We start from the raw sequence: 20,803 nt of genomic DNA on the forward strand, positions 1-20,803 counted from the left end.
CTGTGAACGCGGCCAACTCATCTGCTCGCAAATGTCCGATCAAAAGGCTTGCGGAGTGGCAGATTATCGCGGCATAGCTCCGGCATGAAGCTCGATCAGATCGACCGTAACATTCTCCACCATCTGCAGCACAATGCGCGCATTACGAACGCAGAGCTAGCGGAAAAGGTTGGCCTCTCGCCCACGCCATGCCTCCGGCGCCTCCGCAGGCTTGAGACGGAAGGCATTGTCAAAGGCTACAGAACCGAGGTGAACCGCGAGGCCGTTGGCCTCCCCGTGACGGTGATCATCCTCGTGAAGCTCGAGAAGGAGGACGAAGAACACCTCCGCATCTTCGAGGAAACGGTTCAGGCCAAGCCAGAGATCATGGAATGTCTGCTCGTGACGGGCAAGTTCGACTATTATCTCAAAGCCGTCCTGCCGACGCTGGGCAGCTACGAAGCGTTCCTGTCGGACAGCCTCCTCCGAACCGACAACATCGCCAGCATCGAATCGAGCTTCATGCTGCGCGAAGTGTCGAAGCGGCCTGCGCTGCCTACGGTCTAGGCCCGCCCGGCTTTTCTTCGTCGTCGAGATCGAGGTTGCCGGGAATAGGTGATGTCTTCTTCGCCGGTGTCATCCGGCGAGAACCTCTGAGAAGGCGTCGTCCGCGCTCCCGCTGCGAAAAGCTTTCCCAACCATCCTTAGCTATACGAGCCTCAGCCGCTGGGGAAAGTATGAGTTCCCGTTCAGGAAGCGACTTGTAGAAGTCTATAATCGCCGCAGAGTTTCCGCTCTGCGCTTCTGCTACGACGTTCGCTGGAAGCCCCGTCATGAATAGGTTGAGTTCCGCGGCGCGGCGTCGCCGGAGTCCCATCCGCACTTTTCCTCCCGCTTTTTCCCACCAAGTCAACGCTTCGCCAGCACCGATGTAGTTACCTCTATTTAACCGCTTCAACGCGGTGCTCCGTCTCAGTCCGTCGGTTCCGATGTTTAGGGTTAGCGAAACTAACGCACCAAGTTGGCGCGTGGTCAGTGGTACTTCGACCAATTCAAGGACGGCAGCTCTTATCGGAAGCAAGTCGTCTATGAGCAACTGCTCGGCTTCGAACTCACTGATTTCATTGCCCTCGAAAGCTCTCTCGCCAGTGTGGCCGTAGCCGATTGTCCAAACTCCGACCACATCTTTATACGCTTCAAGCTCGAGGCCTTCGAAAGATTTGATAAGATCGAGGGCTTCGATCTCGGCGGCCGATGTAAATCTGGCCCCCAGAAATAACATGGCTTCGGCTTGACGACGTCTTAACTGTGCTCCTGAGAACTTCTCCTCTCCGGCAACACCAATCGAGCTTTCTCGCCTGAAAAAGGCGAAAACTTCATTGCTATCTGAAGTGTTGAACTTCTCAGAAGGAACAGGAATGGTTCGCCACCTATCAATCCCAATTGAATGAATAAACGAAAGCAGGGCAGCCTCTTCATCCAAATTGAGATTCCGCCCGAATCTGTTCGTTTCGCCCGCAATTGAGCGCAAATCTTCCTTGAGAAGTGCGACAGCTTCATCCTTCGAGACGGACATATCTCTGTGAAGGTCTAGCACCGAACCATACCCCACGACCCAGCCCTCGCGGCCACCACCTAAAGGTCCGTACACAGGGGTTTTCAGATAAGGCTCGAAGGCGGTCACATAGGCAATCGCTAGCTCGAGAATCTCCTCGCTCGGCCCCTCAACCAACGAGTCCTCAGGTGTATCGATAAGAGTAATCGACTTCGTCGCTGCACCATCGACGCTTGCGACCGCCACGGGAGCGAACGACGGTTTCGGACGCCTCACGAGATTTTCGTCAGCATTCAGATAGAGATCATCAACACCGAACGTGAAGACGTTGCTGACGAGTTGCGTTTCTTTGGTGACGCTCCACACCCGGTCACCCACATAATTGAAGACCTGAGTAATGGTGAGGTTCGGCAAGGCCATGAACTCAAGGAGCGCCGCTGTGTAGATGCTGTTCCCGCCCGGCGGCCCATCAGGAACGGTCCTCCCTGGCTCTGTCGCAAACCCGATGAACATGCCAGGCAGGCCTCCCACCGGGGCAAGCCCGCCTCTCTGGATTTTGCCTTTGGTGACCTCAGCAAACGGATCGTTTCGACAAGCGTCGATGATCAGGACACTCTTTCCAGCCCCCGACGCCCTGATCTTATCAATGACCTCCTGCAGATCCCAGAGGTCCGTATCCGCATCGTCCTCGGACGCAAGCTCTGCATCAATGGGGACGAGATAGTTCTTACCGTCAATCGCGAGCCCGTGCCCCGAGAAATAGAAGAGTGCGATGTCGCCCTCCTCGATCTCATCACGGAACTCTTTCATAGCTGCGCGGAGGTCTGTCCATGATGGGTCCGAGATCACACCGTCGCCAACGAGCTCAAAGCCGATATCTTCGAGCATTTCCGCCATCGCCGCCGCATCTTGGGCAGGCGCGCGAAGATTGTCGGCGAACTCGTAGTCTGACGCACCAATGACAAGGGCGCGCTTCGAAGCTGCCATGCCCGCCGCTTCGCTAAAGCAGGGTAAGGCAGCCGCGAGGGCTAGGCCAACAAGTCTCTGCACGGCTATACTGTCTCTCAGCTCAATATCCCTGTTGATGTTAGTTCCGAGAGAAGGCCGAGGGCAACCGATGAACAGCTTCGAAATCAGTCGCAGACTATTTCTTGCGGGCGCTACGTCTACTTTTGCTTTTCAAGGCCGCTCGTTCGCCGTCGAAGGCGACGAGAAGCTTTCGCCAGACGAGGTTCTTGCCGAACTTCTTGATGCGGCCGACCCGTACTCGAATGAGGTCGATACAAAGGGCGTCACCAAGCGCGATGCTATGAAGACGGTGAAGGCAACGTCGCGCGCCATGGTCGACTGGTACGCGGGACGTGGCGCCGACATGAGCTACCCGACCGCCGCAGCATACGACCGAGCTCCAGACACCGCGCACCTCAATGGCCTCCCAATGCCCAGCGGAAAGCCCTTCAAGCTGACGCATGGTGCTCTTCAGATCCTGGCCGACGGCAATCACTTCGCTCTTTCAGATGAGATGCCAAGAACGCTATTTGGCCTACGCGGTTGCATACCCGCTGCGGGACAGAGCCTTGGGTTCGCGAAGAGCCATCTCCTCAGACCTGCCAAGATCAATCACACCGACCTTCGCTGTACTCTTGGCATTTGGGATCGTGAACGTGAGAAGGTCGCTGTCTTTCTTGGCTCAACTGTTCCGCATGCGGCGAATATGTGGCTTCAGGTGAACCGCGTAAGCGGAGCAAATATGCTTCTCAGTGGGCTCTACCACTACCAAGTCGGCCTGCATGGCGGAAGCGGAAAGTCCCCTCAGCGCGGTGCTTTCAAGCTGCGTGGTTCCCGCTTCGAAAACGCAGACGGCAGCGTGAGCGGCACTGAAAGAGTCGTTGTTCTCAGGACCGTTGACAACATGACGTATGATCCGACGTCCTCTGACGAAATCTGGCACGAATGCACGCCGTGGGACAATATCCACTCCGCGATTTACGACCATGACCTTCCCCGTGGGAAAACCGACGGCACGACCAAATACAACTCGGCGGGCTGTCAGATCGTGAAAGGAGACTACCTGAAGGATTCAGCTGGCGTCTTCACCAACAAACCACGTGGCCCTTGGGCAGACTTTCGGAAAGCTGCTGGCCTGAGTGACCCGCCGACCGAATCCGAGAACGGGCGTGATTTTCAGTATATGCTCCTCTCGGGAGCCGAAGCGGCCCTTGCCACGGAACGTGCTCGGACCATGCGTCGGAAGTATCGCCGGATCCGCTTTGGCAGCAGTGGTGACGCTGTTGCAGAACTTCAAACCAAGCTTGGGATCACACCTGATGGCAAGATGGGCCCGGGGAGCACGATCGCTCTCATATTAGAGCAGATCGCTCGGTCTGAACGAGAGACGGGCATTGCAACCGTATAGCGCCTAACTCGTCCTGTTAGCCTGCCAGGCCAGAAGGTCTTCGAGCACACTCGTATCCCTCTCCACCGACCCGAGCGCCGCGGCGGCCTCAGCATTCACCGCATCGAGCTTCGCGCGGGCGCCGTCGATGCCGAGGAGGCTGACGAAGGTGGCTTTGCCTTGCTCCTCATCCCGGCCCGCGGGCTTGCCGATGTCTTCAGCGCTCTGTGTGACGTCGAGAAGGTCGTCGGCGATCTGGAACGCGAGCCCCAGCGACCGCGCATAGCTGCGCAGCGCTTCCGTCTCCTGATCCAACGCGCCGCCGATCAGACAGCCCATGGTCACCGCGCACTCGATCAGCGCGCCTGTCTTCTTCGCCTGAAGGGAGATGATGTGCTCCTCGGTCTGCCCTTCGGGGTAGAGGTCCATCATCTGGCCGCCGACCATGCCGACCATCCCAGAGGCCAAGGACAACTCCCGCACGAGCCCGCCCGCAAGAGGACTCTCATAGCGGGAAAGCACGGTGAACGCCTCGGTCAAAAGTGCGTCACCAACGAGAACCGCAATCGCCTCGTCATACTGTTTGTGGACGGAGGGTTTTCCGCGTCTTGTGTCTGCGTCATCCATGGCGGGCAAATCGTCATGGACGAGGCTGTAGGCATGGATCATTTCGAGGGCGACAGCAGCGTCCATCGCACCTTCCCCGGCCCCGAAAATCTCGGCAGTTTCAAGCAAAAGGAAGGGCCGCATCCGCTTCCCACCCCCGGTCAGGGCGTACGCCATGCCCTCTTGCAGGCGCGCAATCGCAGGCTCAGGGCTTTGTGGAACTAACGCGTTTGTCAGGGCCTGTTCGACCTCCTCGGCACGCTTCCTCAACCTCTGGGCGATATCAGTACGAATTTGATGCATTGCGGTGACCTTAACTATCGTCTGCCGAGGGAACGAAGGAGGTTTGAGCCGCGTTCTGGCCAGAGTTCCATGACTTTTGTCCGATACCTCCTGCTTGCCTTGGTGGCGGCCCTTTTCCTCCCTGCCTACGCAGCGGCGCAGGGGCTTGAGGTCAAGGTCACGCTTCAGGGTCTAAGCAAGGAGCAGACGAAAGAGCTGCGCCCCGTCTCCTCCCTCGCCCGCAAGCCGCAAAAGTACACCGCTCTTGCCCCCGTCCGCCGCGCCGCAAACAGCGACGCCCAGGCCCTCCTCCAAGCCCTTCAGAGCAAGGGCTTCTACGCCGCCACAGTGCAGCCTGAAGTCGATCGTGACGGGACCACGGTGAATGTCCGCTTCGACATCGAGCCGGGCCAGCTCTTCCAGGTTACCCGGTACGTCATCGACTACCGCGATGAGCAGGCAGAAGGCCGCCCGCAAACCCTCGGCGATGCAGGGATCGCGACCTCCGGCTCTCCGACGGGCGCGAACCTCCATAAGATCGAGGCGAAGCTCCTCGAGCACCTCTGGAACAGTGGCTACCTCTCCGCGGAGATCAGGAAGCGCGAGGTTCGCTCGGACTTCTCCCAAGGCACCGCCACCGCCTACTTCGCCGTCCGCTCAGGCCCCAAGGCGCGCTATGGCGAGGTCAGGGTTGTCGGCGCTGACCGCACCGAACCTGACTATGTCCGCCAGTACCGCCCCTTCGAGGACGGCGAGATCGCGAAACGCGAGGACCTTGATGAGTACCGTGAGCGACTCGTCGAGACCTCTCTCTTCAACGAAGTCGAAGTCACGCCCCAACTCCCCGAAGAAGCCGGCACCACCGACGTCCTCGTCCGGGTCTCCGAGCGTAAGCACAGGACCCTCGGCGGCGGCGTCAGCTTTGCTACGGACATTGGCCCCTCGGTCAACGCCTATTGGGAGAACCGCAACTTCCTGAAGCGCGGCGAGACCCTGCGTGCGTCGATCCTCAGCTCAGCTCCGCTCCAGGAAGGCACCGCCAGTTTCCGCAAGGACAGGCCCCGCCTTCCCGGCTTCTACCTCTTCTCGGCCGTCCTTAGGAACGAGGACACCGAGGCCTTCAATGCTCAGACCGTGCAGATCGGCGGCAGCCTCGCCAAGCAATGGTTCAAGCGGAACCTGACCACACAAGGGGGCATCGCGCTTCAGTACTCGGACATCGCAGAAGACCAGTGCATCCTTCAGTCCGGCGTCATCTTCGACCCTGACGAAGAGACGAGCTGCGAAGACCTGATGGGCACCTTCCGCTCACGGACGGAGACGTTTCAGGCCGTGTCGTTCCCGATGTCTGTGGTCTGGAACAACCAGAAGGAGCCCCTCGACCCCCAAGGCGGCTTCATCGCCCGGGCGCTCGTCACGCCCTACGTGGGCACGGAGGACTTCCAGCGGATCGAGCTTGCCTACGTGGACCGCATCTTCTGGGGCGCGCGCGATGGCGGCACGCTTGCGGGCCGGGTCAGGCTCGGCTCACTTCAGGGCGCTGACCGGGCAGCCATTCCGGCTACGGAGCGTTTCTACGCAGGCGGCGGTGGCTCGCTGAGAGGTTATGGCTTCCAGGAAGCAAGCCCGATCGATCCTTTCACCGGCGACAATCTCGGCGGCGCCTCCATCGCAGAATTCAATGTCGAACTGCGCCAGCACGTCAGCGAGGCGCTTGAGCTTGCGATCTTCAGCGATTTTGGTGGCGCGTTCGAAGACAACCTGCCGAGCTTCGACAACATGCTCTACGCAGCAGGCCTCGGCATCCGCTACCATACGCCCATCGGGCCGATCCGGGTGGATGCAGCCTTCCCCCTCGACCGCCGCGAAGTCTTCATCCCCGACACGATCCGCGACGAGAACCTCGACCCTGATCTTGAGTTCGAGGACTCGCGGTTTGAGATTTACATCGGACTGGGGCAGCCCTTCTGATGCACCGTTTCCTCGCCATATTTTTCGGCACATTGTCCGTGCTCCTCGGACTTGTCGTCCTCACCGTCACGGTGCTTTGGACGACGCCCCTTGGCATTCGTCTCGCTGACGGCATCGCCCGCCCGATCGTCAAAAACGTCGTGGAGCAGCAGCTCGGCTCGGACGTCGAGTTCGCCCAGCTCGAAGGGAGCTTCCCCGGCCGCATCATCATCCGAGACCTTCAGCTGACGGATGAAGATGGCGTCTGGGCCAAGGCCGACCGCTTCGTCCTCGAGTGGAACCCGCTCGATCTCTTCGGCCGGGAGATCCATGTCCGCGAGATCGTCCTCGCTGACGCCGCCTTCTACCGTATGCCTCCCATGCCGGAGCGGGAGCCCAAGGAAGAAGAGGATGGTGACGATGAACCCTCTGATCCCCCAAGCCTCCCGGATATCCGAGTCGACAGCTTCGTCGTGCATGACTTCGTCGTCGGCGAAGCTCTCCTTGGCCAACCCTATACGCTGAGCCTTATCAGCTCAGGCCGCTACACAGATCCCAAGGCCAGGCTCAGCCTCTTCGCGGAAACTAACGAAGGCACTGACACCATCCGCGTCACGGCTGCCTTTGACGGCGAGACGGTCGATCTTGATGCATCGGTCGAGAGCGACCAATCGGGCCTCATCAGCGAGCTAATCAAGGCCGAAGCCCCGACCGGCGTCGCCATCCGCGCCAGTGGCCCGCTCGAAGACCTCACCGCAGACATCGCCGCCCGGGCCGGGGTCTATGGCGACCTCTTCGGCTCGGTCTCAGGCTCCGTCGATGAGCAGGACAGGCTGGCAGCAACCCTCACCTACGAACCCGGTAGCTTCCTGCCTCAAGAAGTCCTCAACGCCCTGGGCCCGCAGGTCCGCCTTGACGGAGAGTTTCAGTACACGGGCGAGAGAGCATCTGCCTCTATCGGCAGCCTCTCAGGCGCGTTCGGTGACATAGAAGGCGACCTCGCAGTCAATCTCGGCGATGACCTCGCGGGTTCCGCTGCACTCACCGGCACGATCTCTCCTGTCGCCCTCACATCCTTCGGCGTCGAAGACGCCGACGCAGTGACAGGTGCCTTCCGCCTCAACGCGGAAGCCGCCACCAGTGACGAGCAGACGGAGTTCAACCTGGACCTCGCATCGGGTTCGCTAAGCCTGACCGTCGAGGACGGACGCACAGGACCCGAGCTCCCGTTCGAAGGCAGCATCAATCTCTCCGCAAGCGGACTGTCACTGGGCATCCCGCAAGTCGATCCGCTCATCGAAAGCGGCATCCGCGCAGGCGCTAACATCCGCCTGACAGGCCAGCAGGTCCTCAATGTCGGCGATCTCACTGCAATCCTCGGCACCCAGCAAGGCAAGCGCGTCACTGCCGAAGGCCGCGCCAGTTATGGCCTCGAGAGCGGACAGGTCTCCGCTGACCTCAACCTCCGCGCAGGCGCTAAGGCCCTCGCAATCCTCGCAGGCACAGGCAGCTATCAGGGCCCTCTCTCCGCAATCGTCCGTGCACGAGGCACCACCGAAGCCCTCCAGCTTGCCGTGGGAGCAGACCTCCCCGCAGGCGAGATCGACACCAACAGCTTCGCAGCAGGCAGGCTGGACGTAGACCTTCGCGGCCTGCCCGCATCCCCCGGGGGCACAGTCCGGCTCTCCTCCACCGACCAAAGCTATCGCGGCGAGGCAGCCTTCTCCACCGCCGGAAAGCAACTGACCGTCAGCACGCTGACCCTCTTCGCGGAAGGCTTGAGCGTCGAAGGATCAGCGCAGGCCAACATCGAAACGCTTGCGGCAACCGCTGACCTGACCGTCGATGCCGGGCGCAGCACCACCCTCATCTCTGGCCAGACGATCGGCGGGGCCCTCGATGCCAATGTCCAGATTGGCCCGGATCTCGACCCCGTCTTCATCACCGCAGAAGGCCGTGGCCTGAGGTTCGAGGACAATGAAGTGGGCAGCCTCAACCTCCGCGCCGATGGTCCCAAGAGCGCCATCGCCTTCGACCTCGCCGCAGTAGACGTCACCGCCGCAACCCTCTTCCTCTCCGAGCTCGACACGAGCGGAGAACTGGACCTGCAAAGCAACGCGGCCCGCATCGACACTTTCCTCGCCCGCCTCCCCGGCGAAGAGGTCGCTGCAGCCGAGCTTGTCGAGCCGACGCGGGTCAGTTGGGGCGAGACGATCAGCGTTGCTCCGACCACGATCAATTACCGTGGCGCGGGTCAGATCTCCCTGTCGGCAGACATAGCTCAGCAACGCTGGCGCGCGAGCATTGATGCCACGGAGGTGCCGATCCCCGGGGCCAATGCCCTCGCCACCCTCGATCTCGACCTCGACACCAGCGATCCGCAGCCCGCGACCTACACGCTGAACGCCCGTGCACTGACGGAAGAGGATGTCAGCTACGCCCTCACCGCTGACGGCCGCTGGGACGGAAGACGCCTCCTCACCGACGCCCGGATCCTGCGCAATGATAGCGAAGAGCTGGGCTCGATCGACGCCGCCGTACCGATGCTCCTCGTCAGGCAACCCGCGATTGGCTTTGAGTTCCCGACCGATGGCCTCGACGTCAGGCTCCAATATGCAGACCGCCTCGCCCCGATCTTCGCCTTCCTCCCAATCGACACCCCGCCCGTCACCGGCGAAATCGAAGCGGACATGCGCATCACAGGTGCCCCCAATGCTCCGAAGACGGATGGCCGGATCAACCTGAACAATGGCCGTTTCGAGGAGCAGGAAGTCGGCATCACCCTCACCAACCTCAATGGCGAGGTCGCCTTCAACGTCGCGTCCGATGGCACGCGCGCCACGGTGGACATCACCGGCGCCGGCGCTTCGGGCCGTGAGCAGTCCGTCAAGCTTGCAGGTCTCGTCAGTACACGTGGCACCGACAGCGAAGTCGATCTCAAGCTCACCCTCGACCGCGCACAACTCGCGGACAACCCAGAGCTGGAACTCCGCGCGACAACGGATCTCTCCCTGACAGGCAGCCTCACGGACATGCTCCTCAAGGGCGATCTGACCCTCGATGAACTCGACCTACAGATGCCGGAGATCGAAGGCGGCGAGAACGTGCCGACCTTCGAGCCCGTCAACATCGTCCGTGTCGACGGCGAGATGGAGGATCGGGCTGGCGAGGTGGAGACCGAAGAAGCGCCGCCCGTCACGATCCGCCTCGACCTCGGTGTCCGCGCGAACAACGGCATCTTCGTCCGTGGACGTGGTGTTGAGTCCGAGTGGAGCGCTGACCTCGACATCGACGGCACCGCCGATGCGCCCATCATCGGCGGCGGCATCGCCCTTGAAGAAGGCACGCTCGAGCTCGCAGGCCGTCGCTTCGACCTGACCCAGGGCGAGATCGACTTCCAACGCCAGGAAGAAATCGACCCACTCCTCAACATCGAAGCCCAGACCGAGGCCGGCCAGGGCGCCGACGAGGTCACGGCTATTGTCGCGGTGTCAGGCCGTGCCAGCGATCCCCAGATCGCCTTCCGCTCGAACCCGGCCCTGCCGGAGGAAGACGTCCTCGCCATCATCCTCTTCGGCCGCCCCGCCAGCCAGCTTGGCGCCGGCGAAGCCCTCCAGCTCGCGCAGGCAGTCGCAACCCTGTCCGGCACCCTCGGCGGAGGCGCGGGCATCGGCGGCTCACTCCGATCAGGGCTTGGCCTCGACCAGCTAAGCTTCGACCCATCGGGCCGTGCACTGACGGTCGGCAAGTATGTATCAGAAGATATCTATATCTCTGCCCGCCAGAGCCTCCTCGAAGCGGGAACGATCATCAGCGTGGTCTACGAGCTCAGCCGTTTCGTGAACCTCGAGACCACGCTGGAACCAGATGGCGCAAGCAGCGTCGGCGCCAACTACAAGCGCGACTACTGAGCCGCTTTCTTCTTCATCCGCATGCCGCCAAAACCTGCAAGACCAGCCGCCATGAAAAAAGCGGCCGCAGGAAGCGGGACAGCTTCCGCCGTCACGAAGCCATCCAGAAAGCCCGTAGCCTGACCTTGACCCGCGAGGCATGGGAAGTTGTTGAACGTGAGGCACATGCCAAGCTGCGATAAGCCTTGCTGGTTGATGTCGATCGAGCCGCCAGCGCTCGTCATGGCGGAAACCAGCTCAATGTCGAGGACTGATGCACCATCGGATACGTCGTCCATGAAGACGAACGACATGAACATCGAATTGCCCGTCGAGGAGGAGTTCACGCTGTCGAACTCGAGGTACGTGGAGCCGTCATAGTCAAGGATCGTCACGTCGATATTCGAGTAGGTACCCGTATCGGCGTCGAAATCGTAGGTACCAACGATCTCCCGCTCATCCTGCAGGTACGTGTCCTCGAAGGTCCAGGTGAGTGGTGCCGCGTGGGCGGCGCCCATGAGCATGGTGGCAGCACCAAGCGCTGCTTGTGCGAAGTATTTCATTGGCTGCCCTCCCAGCTTTATGGAAGGAACTATTAACTATGTTTTTAGTGATCCCTAGCTGTCTGCGTTCACGTTCGCGTCAGCAGATTTCCCGCTGCGCATGAGCCGGAACAAGCCAATCAGCATTCCGATGATCAGCACACCGACCACCCAGAGAAACAGGAACGGCGGCACAAAAAAGACCGAGAGATAGGCAAAGTTCAGCACGTCTCCGAAGTGATCACCGTTGGCGCATTCGAGAAACCCGCCGGGCACCGTCTCGCAGGCGCCAAGGTCTGAAAGCACATAACCGACCATGAAGATCGCGCCGTAGATCAGCACCGGCAAAGCGGCGATGAGAACGGTCTTGATGATGAAACCGAGAGCACGCATCCGCTGATCTTCGACGGAACTCTCCGCGCTCCGCAACCCGCGTCAGCAGTTGCGCGCTTCTACAGGCGCCGAGTATCGAGCCGCTTGCCCGGCTATGCCTCTGCCTCTTCAGGCTTCTTCCCGGTGATCAGCTTCCAAATGCCGACAACGAACGCGATCAGGAACGAGAGGCAGACCCAAATCCCTATCAGGCCCGGGACGAAGAACACCGAGAACCCGAACAGGACCAGCGGCGTGGCATAGCCGTCATCGAGTTCGCAAGTGTATCCGTGGCCCGCATTGCCGCTGCACCCCCCGAAATCGTACATCAGCTGCCCAATAACGTACCAGGCGCCGTAAAGAACAATCGGCGCGGCAGCGATCAGGAGGGTGCGGAAAAGGTAACCGAGAAAACGCATCCGGAGATCATCTCACCCCGAGGTCAGATAGCAACGCTCCTCTGCAGCTTCCATTAGCTCTCGAGTTCGGCATCCCAGTAGAGATAGTCCTGCCAGCTCTCGTGCAGGTAGTTTGGCGGGAACGCACGGCCCTTCTCATTCAGCTCGAACATGTTCGGCTGGCGCGGCGCCTGGGCCGGCCACATGCGCGCGTCCTTCGGCATCTTGCCGCCCTTCCTGAGGTTACAGGGGGAGCAGGCCGCGACGATATTCTGCCACGTCGTCTTGCCCCCGCGGGAGCGCGGGATGACGTGGTCGAAGGTCAGGTCCTCGCGGTCCGCCTTGCCGCAATACTGGCAGGCAAAGCTGTCGCGCAGGAAGACGTTGAAGCGCGTGAACGCAGGCTTCCGCGAATGGTTCACATAGCTCTTGAGGGAAACCACGGATGGCAACCGCATCGACGTTGAGACCGAGTGCACCTCGGTGTCATATTCCGCCACCACGTCGACCCGGTTCAGGAAGACCGCCTTCAATGTGTCCTGCCAGGACCAGAGGGAGAGTGGGAAGTAGCTCAGCGGCCTGAAATCGGCATTGAGGACGAGAGCTGGACACCCATCAGGGGCTTGGCGGACGACGTTCACGGCTTTCTATCTCCTGCGCCTCCGAAGACCCAGGCACCCTATTCGCTCCCGGCCTTCTATTCGGCCGGTAACAAAGGGGATCATATGACAGTCAGCATTGCTGAAGGCGCCTGAACTCCAGATGAAATCGATATGGTCGTTACACCATAATCCCTTAGCCGATTCTATGTGACAAGACGATCACAGCAGGAAATTCGGTCAAAAGGATGGCGGCGGGCACTGACCTCCTAGCCTGACCGGTGAATGCTCACGATCATGACCTGCTCTCCCAAGCATCGATCAGGCACGTCTGAGACATCAATCGTCCAGAAGCGCGCCTCTCGGATGATCTCCTCCGCATACTTGCTGTTTGGGATCTGATCCAGGATCTTAACGCTTGAAACCCGTCCCGTTCGCTCGAGCTCAAAGCCTATCGCAACCGAACCATTATGACCGGGTAGGTAAAAGCCCTCGCCGATCACACCGCTGCGAATGAAGTCGACCCGACTGCAGCCCAGATCTTTGCTTAGCAAAGGACTGAAATTCCTCGTGGACTTATTCGGCATAGTGGCGCCGTCAGCGGATGCGGTCCAATAGGTGTATAGGAATGATCGCCACAAGTGCGCTGTCAGTTTCTCCGGAGGAATCTTCGACAGGCTTTCCGCCGATGGAAAATCTGCGGCGATATCCATGAACCGTCCTGCACTGCGCGCCAGCAAGTCGAGATACTCGTCGTCGAGCATCCTTCGAGACTGACCGTTGGCGAGAGCTATGCCCCTCAGCGTCTCGACCCCAAGCGCCAGAGATGCCGGAGTATTGCCTCGCGCAGCCAGTTCATCGCTGAGCGCACCGGCCAGTCTAGCCATGCGGGCGAACCGCTCCTGCTCTTTCAAGGTCCAAGCGAGCCGTGATCTCTGCTTTATGATCGAGGTAAAAAGACGCTCGCCCTTAGGAATCGTGTCGACTGCGTCGATGGCCTTGAGCGCGAGCCTCTTCTTCTCCGGTGCATTCGCAGACCGCACCTCCGCCAGCATAAACTCGAGAGTCAGCACGGCGAGGTTGCCATTCCCGAAGCCTTCCCGACCAAGCGATAGCGCCTCCTCTAGAGGAGCGACAGCGGCTTCGGGATTGCTGGAAACGGCTAGCTCGGCATAGTTCTGCGCTAGGATAGCCAGCGTCTCCCCTGGAGGCAGCACTTTACGCGCGCCGAGCCAAGCGTCGCGAGCGTAACGCTCCGCCTCACCAAGATCCCCGACAGCTGCCGCGGCCTGATAGCCCCGATAACTATCCTTCCAGTCCGCATGCGCTGCAGAAAAGGACAAAGCCATCAGCGCAGCTAACATCCGTACACTTATCTTCATCATCACCCTACTGATCATCGGAACGTGGCAAACCGGAAGACCTGTACACGGTCCCGGCGGCAGTCTTCGGGCAGGTCTTTCACATCCGCCTTCCAACGCCCGACCTGACGGACCACGGCTTTGTCAAACCTATTGCTGGGCACAGAGCCTAGAACCTCGACATCCATAGTGCTGCCGTCGGACGAGAGCTGATAGCCGAGCACGACCGCGCCGTGATAGCCGATCGAATTGCGCGGGAATTCGAAGGCATCCCATGTCCAGGTCACGCCCTCTCTGCATCGGCCCATAGCCAGAGTCGGGACAGTCGGGGGATGTCGCAGACTGATCGTGTTGTCGCCAGTGAATCGCCCGAGCATGGCGAGCCGCGTCTCCATCACCGCCTGCCATGCCATCGCCTTCCCGAAATTCGGGTCAAAGGCGACAAGCGAACGCTGGGTGCCGATCTGATGGAGAATCGAATTGAAGCGATCGACGCTTCGCTTGGCCTGTTGAACGGGGAGGCCACGATTGCTCCGGCCATTTCGGGTCCCATAGCTCATGATGCCGAACGCCCTGAGGGTCTCAACATCGATGGCGAGATCAGCAGGCACGTCATTCCTGAAGCCCAGCTCATCGCTGAGCTTGCCTCCCACTTCGATCATGCCGTCGAAGTTTTTCTGCTCCTGAAACGTCAGGGCCAGCCGCACCCGTTGGGTGACCATGATGTTGACCGTGCGGTCCTGCAGCGGGATCGCGCCGATCAGCGAGCGGGCCAGCTCAGCCCTCTCCTGGTCCTTCGGTTTGATCGCCGAGACCAGCTCAGCGAGCATGAAATGCAGCGCTTCGAGCGAGTAGTTCCCGGTGCCAAAGCCCTTCTTCGCGAGATCATAAGCCATCCGCAGCGGAGGCTCGGCCTCCTCCAGCGAATTGGGGATCGCAAGCTCCGCATAGTTTTGGCTGAGAAGCGCGAGGACTTCCCCCTCAGGGAGCTTCCCCTTGGCGTCCTGCCAAGCATCACGCGCATGCCGCTGCGCCTCGGCAAGATCGCCGACAGCCAAGGAAGCCTGATAACCTCGGTAGCTATCCTTCCAGTCGGCATAGGCCGGAGTTGTCAGTAGGAGGAAGATCACTGCTAGGCTGATAGCGTTGGCCGGTGTGAGCCACCGACTTGATTGCCAAAGATACGTGAACCTTGCGGTTTCTATCTGTGTACTGTTGGTCATTGCTAGAAGACCGGCGTAGCAAACTGGAGCGGAACGATTAGGTCCCTGAGGCACTGTTCTGAAGCCGCCGGATCTACTTCAGCCACCCAGTTATCGAGATCTCGGAGCACTGAGGGTGAAAACTGCTCTCTCGGAATCTCTGTAATCACGCGAGGCTGAACAACCAGTCCTCTTCGATTCAGATGAAAGCCAACAAGCACCGCACCGTTTGATCCGTACGCTTCCCTCGGGAAATTGACCGGACGTTTTTGCCACCGATAGGCGTTGGCGCAGGATGGATCCCACGCTGTTAAGCGGTGGTACTCTGATCGTCCTTCCCTGGCTGATCGTGCCGCTTCGAAGCTGTACTGAAACGCATTAATGAGCGATCGCCATGCCATCGCCTGAGACGCTACCGTATCGACCTCTTCAATGGTTTCCACTGGCTCGAACATGCCGATGATAGCGTTGAATCGCCTCCAGCTAAGCTCCATTCGATCAACATACGTGACGAAACGCCTGTCATTCAGCGCTCGACTGGCACGGTACTGCCGAAGGCGCGCGATAACAGGCTTATCCCCCAGTATTCCGACCGCCCTGAGAACTTCAGCAGACAACAGGATATCAGGAGGAACACCCTCGAGCGAGAACAGGACATCAGAGACCCGTGAGCCAAGATCGGCAAGGTCAGCATTCCGCTCTTCAATGTTCAGGTTCTGGCCGAGCCGGAAAGCTTGAGCAATGAGAGGTGATGCAACAGCGCCCTCGATAGATACCTCGAGATACGCATCGACGGCGGCGCGGGTCTTCGCGCGGTCCCTTCGGTCGAGCGCTGCCTCGACTTCACTCTTCATGAACCTTAGGGCAGCCAGCTCATGGCCGTGAAGCCCAAAACCCGCCTCTGCGAGTGCCAAAGCGTCGTCGAGTGGTGCCAACGATGCCTCTGGTTCAGCGATCACTGCCAAGCCCGCATAGTTTTGCGCTAGCAGAGCTCTGTTTTCCGAGGGCGGTAGCGCCTCTTTCGCTTCCAGCCACGCCTTCCGAGCAAACGCGAGCGCTGCCGCTTCATCGCCGCTCTCTATGGCGTCCGCATAGCCCCGGTAGCTATCCTTCCAGTCGGCATGGGCCGCAGCTGAAAGGAAAACGGCGAAGATCGCCGCAATCATCTGATATTTCATGGTTCCTGCCCCGTTGCCTCTCAGCCTAGTGCTGTGGCCCGGGAGGTCAACTTTCGCGGGCAGGAAGGCTAGAGCGGCGCGCGTCCCCGCTCGAAGGCGATCTTGCCCCACAAGATATGCGCTGCCGTTCCGCGATGGGGTGCGTAGGCCTCTTCCGCCCAGCTATCGAAAGTCTTGAGGTCGGCGCGGCCAAAGCTGCCGCCCGCCATCTGGTGCGCGGCGAGGAGCGCCACGTCTCCCTTCGGCCAGAGATCCCGCCTCCCCTCGCAGAAGAGGAGATAGACCGCCGCTGTCCACCGCCCGACACCGAGCAGCGCTTCAAGCTTTGCAGACGCCTCATCCTCGGGGAGCGTTCCGAGGTCGGAGAAATCGAAGGTACCGCTCGTCACCTGTTCGGCCAGCGCCCGGATATAGCGGATCTTCGGCCGCGACAGGCCAAGAGCTCTCGGACCCTCCTCGCCTAACACCAGAAACCCTTCAGGGCTCAGATCATCCGTCGCTTCGTTGACCCGCGCGAGGATGGCATTCGCGCTCGCTACCGACAGCTGTTGCTCGACGATGATCCGCGCAAGGCCGGGAAACCCAGAAGGCCGCGCCCGCCATCGCGGTGGGCCTGTCTCTTCGAGGATAGAAGCCATCGTGTCGCAACGCTCCGCCAGCGCCTCACAGGCGGCCAGCGTTTTCTTGTCCCGACCGCGCAGGCTCAAAAGGCGTAGCGCTCGAAGAGGGTCTTCGCGTCCGCGCCCTCTTCGAACTCGCGGAGGAACTGGCAGGCAAAGCTCTGTCCGGTATCAACGATTTCGCGCAAGGGGTTGAGAAAGCCCGTTTCATCCGTACCCGCTGCATCAAGCTCCGCACGGCGCTTGAGGCCAGCCCGGCTGAGCTCCAGCGCTCTTGCCGCGACGTCCTTGATCCGGATGTTCCCGACCTCGCCGGACATGCCGTTCTTCGCAGCTTCAGGGCGAAGCGCCACGCGCTCCTCAGCCGTCCAGTCCTTCACGAGTTCCCACGCTGCATCGAGGCTCTCCTGATCATAGAGCAGCCCAACCCAGAACGCAGGCAGCGCGCAGATGCGGCCCCAGCTGCCTGAATCTGCGCCGCGCATTTCGAGGAACGTCTTCAGACGCACCTCGGGAAACGCCGTGGAGAGATGATCTTTCCAGTCCTCAATATTCGGAAGCTGACCGGGCGCAGCGGGGCACTCACCCTTCAGGAAGTCACGGAAGGAGCAGCCCGTCGCATCGAAATATTCGCCGTCACGCCAGACGAAATACATTGGCACGTCGAGCATATACTCCCTGTACCGCTCAAATCCGAAATCATCATCGAAGACGAAGTTCAGCATACCCGTGCGGTCAGGGTCGGTATCGGTCCAGATATGCGCCCGCCACGAGCGAAAACCGTTGGGCTTTCCTTCCGTCAGCGGAGAATTGGCGAAGAGCGCCGTCGCAATTGGCTGCAGGGCCAGCGAAGTCCTGAACTTCTTGACCATGTCAGCTTCGCTCGAAAAATCGAGGTTCACCTGGACCGTCGCTGTCCTGTGCATCATGTCGAGGCCGAGGTCACCGCGCGTCGGCATGTACTTCCGCATAATCGTGTAGCGGGGCTTCGGCACCTTCGGCATGTCGTCGCGCGTCCAGAACGGCGCAGCGCCAAGGCCGATGAACCCGACATCGAGGGGCCCGGCCACGGCCTCAACCTCGCGAAGGTGCTTGGTCACCTCCGAACAGGTTTCCTGCACGGTCCTGAGCGGCGCGCCGGACAGCTCGAACTGTCCGCCCGGCTCAAGGGTAATCGAGGCACCCTCCTTCTTGAGCGCGACGAGGTTGCCCTCCTCCTCCAATCGCTCCCATCCGAACTTGGCTGAGAGACCTTCCAGCACGGCCTGGATCGACCGGTCGCCAGAGAAAGGCAGCGGCTTCGTCGTGTCGCGGAGGAAGCCGAACTTCTCGTGCTCGGTGCCGATGCGCCACTGGTCCTTCGGCTTGCAGCCTGAGGCGAGATAGTCGCTCAGCTCCGCGACATCCTCGATCGGGCGAAGGTCCTTGCGGGTGCTGGCGTCGAGCTGGGTCACGAGGGTCTGGCTCCGGTCATTCGTCTACGCTTTGCCAAGAGGCGGAGGTGGTTCCTCAAAGCCCTCTGGCAAGCTTCGCCGGCCAAGCGAAGGGAGAATGTCTCTGGCCCGCTTGAGTTCCCTTCGCAAGGCCAGCGGTCAGGCGAGATCCCCGAACCGCGCCTGCCAGAGGGTCAGCGCCACGATAGCCGCCGTCTCGGCCCGCAGGATCCGGGGGCCAAGCGAGATGGCCACGGCACGCTCATCGGCTCTCAGACTTTCGCGCTCTTCAGGCGTGAAGCCGCCCTCAGGGCCGATCAGGATGGCCCCCGGCACCTCGGTCACGTCAGGGATCAGAGATGCCCCGAGCGGCGCCCGGCCTTCATCACCGCCCCACGGCTCGCCTTGCTGATCGCCAGCCTCGTCGCAGAAGAGAAAGCTGCCCACGCCTTCAAGCACGTCCGCCAGAGCTCTCGGCTGTTCGATCTGAGGGATCGTCAGCCGCTCGCACTGCTCCGCAGCCTCCGTCGCTATCAGCTCCAGCCGGTCGATGCGCAGCTGATCACGGTTGGTCCGCGCCGTGACGACCGGCACCAGCTTCCGCACGCCAAGCTCGGTCGCTTTCTGAGCGAGCAGCTCCGTCTGGGTCCGCTTGATCGGCGCGAAGAGCAAGACGGGCCCAGAGGGCTCCTCGCCCTCGCGACGGCGCTCAACGGGCTCAGCCTCGCCGGCCCGCTTCTCCATCGACGCTACGCGATAGACCCACTCGCCATCGCGCGCATTGAACAGGCGCACCTCATCCCCGGCCTTCAACCTGAGGACAGAACCCAGATAACGCGCCTGCTCCTTGTCGAAGGAATAGCTCCCCCGGCCAAGCCGCGCTTCGGTGTGCACCCTCGGCGCGGGCCTCACGGGCGAGCCTCAGAGAGCAACATGACCCCAGCCATCATCAGAACGGGATATCGTCGTCCAAGTCGTAGTCATTGCCGCCGCGCTGGGGCTGGCCAGCACCGCCGCCTTGTCCGCCGCCAAAGTCATTGCCGCCGCCGGAAATCTGCTGGCCGTAGCCGCCACCCATCGAGTCGCCACCGCCAGAGCGGCCGTCGAGCATGGTCAGCTCGGACTTGTAAGGACGCAGCACGACCTCGGTCGAATAGCGGTCCTGACCGTTCTGGTCCTGCCACTTCCGGGTCTCTAGCTGGCCCTCGATGTAAACCTTGGAGCCCTTTTTCAGGTACTGCTGGGCGACCCGGGCCAGCGGCTCCGAGAAGATCGCCACGGAGTGCCATTCGGTCCGCTCCCGGCGCTCACCGGTCTGCTTGTCTTTCCAGTTCTCCGACGTGGCGATGCGCAGGTTCGTCACCTGACCGCCGTTCTGGAACTGCCGGGTCTCGGGATCTGCCCCCAGATTGCCGACGAGAATCACCTTGTTGACGCTACCCGCCATACCAAACCTCCATACCTTGAGCCGACGCTAGGGAGCGCCGCCCCACAGCGCCAAGCGCTGGTTATCCAGAGACGGCGTTCGCACAATGTTCCAAAGGCGTCAAAGCCTTGCAGCAGCGCCCGGGCGTTAAAGGCGCATTCGTGCCACACTTGCGCCTCAATGCCTGCTCACAACCCACGGCAGGCGTCCCATTGCTTTCAGACATGGTTAACGGATGCTAGGCGAAGCCTGTGAACGCAGGTTCGGGCGCAACGACAAAGGGCTTCCAGATGAAACGTCTTCTTCTCCTCGCAGGTGTCGCTACGGCGGCTCTTTCCGGTGCAGCCAACGCAGGCGGCTACCTCCAGCTCCACGGCGGGGTGTTCTCGCAGAACTCCGACAGCGTCGAGTTCGTCGGCGACATGATCATTTCCGGCGACGCAGAAGCCGACACCGGCTTCGCAGCAGGCGGCCTGCTTGGCTTCTACCTCATGCCGTTCATCGCCGCCGAAGGCGAGTTCACCGTCCGCACAGCTGGTGTCGAAGGGGACTTCTCGGTGGACAATGTCGGCCAGAGCTTCGAAGACGATCTCACCACCTACGCTTACATGGGCAACCTCGTGTTCCGCCCCGAAGTGCCGCTCTTCCCGCTCAAGCCCTACATCGGCGCTGGCGCTGGCTTCGTGCAGCCAAACTACGACAATGCCGCTGACCCGGACGGCGAGTTCGCATGGCAGCTCAAGGCAGGCTTCAACTTCGACATGCTCCCGACCCCGGGCATGCTCGGCCTCGAGCTCAACTACATCACGACCGGCGATTTCGACATCCCCACCGACCTCGCGGGTGCCACGGCTGCCTCTGCCGAGTTCGGCGGCGTGACGGGTCTTCTGACCTTCAAAGTCGGCTTTTAGCGCAAGCCAATTCTCCCAAGAAAAAGGGCGCTCAAGCGCCCTTTTTTAATGCGCACTCCGAGAATGGTGCTACGCAACAAGCGCAGGCCAATTTTACCGGAGTC

Annotated in this window: 18 protein-coding genes; 5 read left to right on the forward strand and 13 right to left on the reverse strand. The window is 60.9% G+C overall.

What is annotated here, in order from left to right; genetic code table 11:
* The first annotated feature begins 84 nt into the window (after nucleotides 1-84).
* The gene (locus HK107_RS01220; protein WP_173196010.1) at nucleotides 85-546 is read left to right on the forward strand and encodes an Lrp/AsnC family transcriptional regulator; all 462 of its coding nucleotides are present in this window, start codon (nucleotides 85-87) and stop codon (nucleotides 544-546) included.
* On the opposite strand, the gene HK107_RS01225 is transcribed toward HK107_RS01220, so the two are convergent.
* Nucleotides 536-2,521 carry a glycoside hydrolase family protein gene (locus HK107_RS01225; RefSeq protein ID WP_173196012.1) on the reverse strand — a complete coding sequence of 662 codons (1,986 nt, stop codon included), beginning with the start codon at nucleotides 2,519-2,521 and terminating at the stop codon, nucleotides 536-538. The genes HK107_RS01220 and HK107_RS01225 overlap by 11 nt on opposite strands.
* Before the next feature lie 130 nt (nucleotides 2,522-2,651).
* Between HK107_RS01225 and HK107_RS01230 the strand changes: the two genes are divergently transcribed.
* Entirely contained in the window at nucleotides 2,652-3,950 is a 1,299-nt protein-coding gene (locus tag HK107_RS01230; RefSeq protein ID WP_173196014.1) for a peptidoglycan-binding domain-containing protein, read from the forward strand.
* Between the two features lie 3 nt (nucleotides 3,951-3,953).
* On the opposite strand, the gene HK107_RS01235 is transcribed toward HK107_RS01230, so the two are convergent.
* The gene (locus HK107_RS01235; RefSeq protein WP_173196016.1) at nucleotides 3,954-4,838 is read right to left on the reverse strand and encodes a polyprenyl synthetase family protein; all 885 of its coding nucleotides are present in this window, start codon (nucleotides 4,836-4,838) and stop codon (nucleotides 3,954-3,956) included.
* Nucleotides 4,839-4,907: 69 nt separating this feature from the next.
* Here HK107_RS01235 and HK107_RS01240 point away from each other — a divergent pair, with 69 nt between their 5' ends.
* Both HK107_RS01240 and HK107_RS01245 read left to right on the forward strand, forming a co-directional pair.
* Entirely contained in the window at nucleotides 4,908-6,788 is a 1,881-nt protein-coding gene (locus tag HK107_RS01240; RefSeq protein WP_173196018.1) for an autotransporter assembly complex protein TamA, read from the forward strand.
* The gene (locus HK107_RS01245) at nucleotides 6,788-10,678 is read left to right on the forward strand and encodes a translocation/assembly module TamB domain-containing protein (RefSeq protein ID WP_173196020.1); all 3,891 of its coding nucleotides are present in this window, start codon (nucleotides 6,788-6,790) and stop codon (nucleotides 10,676-10,678) included. Before HK107_RS01240 ends, HK107_RS01245 begins: the two co-directional genes overlap by 1 nt.
* On the opposite strand, the gene HK107_RS01250 is transcribed toward HK107_RS01245, so the two are convergent.
* From HK107_RS01250 to ssb, 11 genes are all read right to left on the reverse strand, one after another.
* Nucleotides 10,672-11,220: a VPLPA-CTERM sorting domain-containing protein gene (locus HK107_RS01250; RefSeq protein WP_173196022.1), complete on the reverse strand. Its 549-nt coding sequence runs from the start codon at nucleotides 11,218-11,220 to the stop codon at nucleotides 10,672-10,674. The two genes, HK107_RS01245 and HK107_RS01250, sit on opposite strands and share 7 nt — an antisense overlap.
* A gap of 54 nt (nucleotides 11,221-11,274) precedes the next feature.
* Nucleotides 11,275-11,592 carry a hypothetical protein gene (locus tag HK107_RS01255; protein WP_173196024.1) on the reverse strand — a complete coding sequence of 106 codons (318 nt, stop codon included), beginning with the start codon at nucleotides 11,590-11,592 and terminating at the stop codon, nucleotides 11,275-11,277.
* 92 nt (nucleotides 11,593-11,684) lie between these two features.
* Nucleotides 11,685-11,990, reverse strand: a complete 306-nt coding sequence (locus HK107_RS01260; RefSeq protein ID WP_173196026.1) for a hypothetical protein — start codon at nucleotides 11,988-11,990, stop codon at nucleotides 11,685-11,687.
* Nucleotides 11,991-12,043: 53 nt separating this feature from the next.
* Nucleotides 12,044-12,610: an HNH endonuclease gene (locus HK107_RS01265; protein WP_173196028.1), complete on the reverse strand. Its 567-nt coding sequence runs from the start codon at nucleotides 12,608-12,610 to the stop codon at nucleotides 12,044-12,046.
* Nucleotides 12,611-12,837: 227 nt separating this feature from the next.
* The gene (locus tag HK107_RS01270; protein WP_173196030.1) at nucleotides 12,838-13,932 is read right to left on the reverse strand and encodes a hypothetical protein; all 1,095 of its coding nucleotides are present in this window, start codon (nucleotides 13,930-13,932) and stop codon (nucleotides 12,838-12,840) included.
* Between the two features lie 32 nt (nucleotides 13,933-13,964).
* Nucleotides 13,965-15,059 carry an energy transducer TonB gene (locus HK107_RS15920; RefSeq protein ID WP_173196032.1) on the reverse strand — a complete coding sequence of 365 codons (1,095 nt, stop codon included), beginning with the start codon at nucleotides 15,057-15,059 and terminating at the stop codon, nucleotides 13,965-13,967.
* Nucleotides 15,060-15,154: 95 nt separating this feature from the next.
* Nucleotides 15,155-16,309, reverse strand: a complete 1,155-nt coding sequence (locus HK107_RS01280) for a hypothetical protein (protein WP_173196034.1) — start codon at nucleotides 16,307-16,309, stop codon at nucleotides 15,155-15,157.
* 68 nt (nucleotides 16,310-16,377) lie between these two features.
* Nucleotides 16,378-16,947 (reverse strand): DNA-3-methyladenine glycosylase family protein, encoded by a 570-nt coding sequence (locus HK107_RS01285; protein WP_173196036.1) that lies wholly within the window; start codon nucleotides 16,945-16,947, stop codon nucleotides 16,378-16,380.
* A gap of 65 nt (nucleotides 16,948-17,012) precedes the next feature.
* Nucleotides 17,013-18,383 (reverse strand): glutamate--cysteine ligase, encoded by a 1,371-nt coding sequence (locus tag HK107_RS01290; protein ID WP_173196038.1) that lies wholly within the window; start codon nucleotides 18,381-18,383, stop codon nucleotides 17,013-17,015.
* A 138-nt stretch (nucleotides 18,384-18,521) separates the two neighbouring features.
* The gene (locus HK107_RS01295; RefSeq protein WP_198912259.1) at nucleotides 18,522-19,274 is read right to left on the reverse strand and encodes a 16S rRNA (uracil(1498)-N(3))-methyltransferase; all 753 of its coding nucleotides are present in this window, start codon (nucleotides 19,272-19,274) and stop codon (nucleotides 18,522-18,524) included.
* A gap of 37 nt (nucleotides 19,275-19,311) precedes the next feature.
* Nucleotides 19,312-19,809, reverse strand: a complete 498-nt coding sequence (ssb, locus tag HK107_RS01300; protein WP_173196040.1) for a single-stranded DNA-binding protein — start codon at nucleotides 19,807-19,809, stop codon at nucleotides 19,312-19,314.
* A gap of 269 nt (nucleotides 19,810-20,078) precedes the next feature.
* On the opposite strand from ssb, the gene HK107_RS01305 reads away from it, so the two are divergent.
* Nucleotides 20,079-20,699 carry an outer membrane beta-barrel protein gene (locus HK107_RS01305; RefSeq protein ID WP_173196042.1) on the forward strand — a complete coding sequence of 207 codons (621 nt, stop codon included), beginning with the start codon at nucleotides 20,079-20,081 and terminating at the stop codon, nucleotides 20,697-20,699.
* The last annotated feature ends 104 nt before the right edge of the window (nucleotides 20,700-20,803 follow it).

The organism is Parvularcula mediterranea, assembly GCF_013085255.1.
Taxonomy (GTDB): domain Bacteria; phylum Pseudomonadota; class Alphaproteobacteria; order Caulobacterales; family Parvularculaceae; genus Parvularcula; species Parvularcula mediterranea.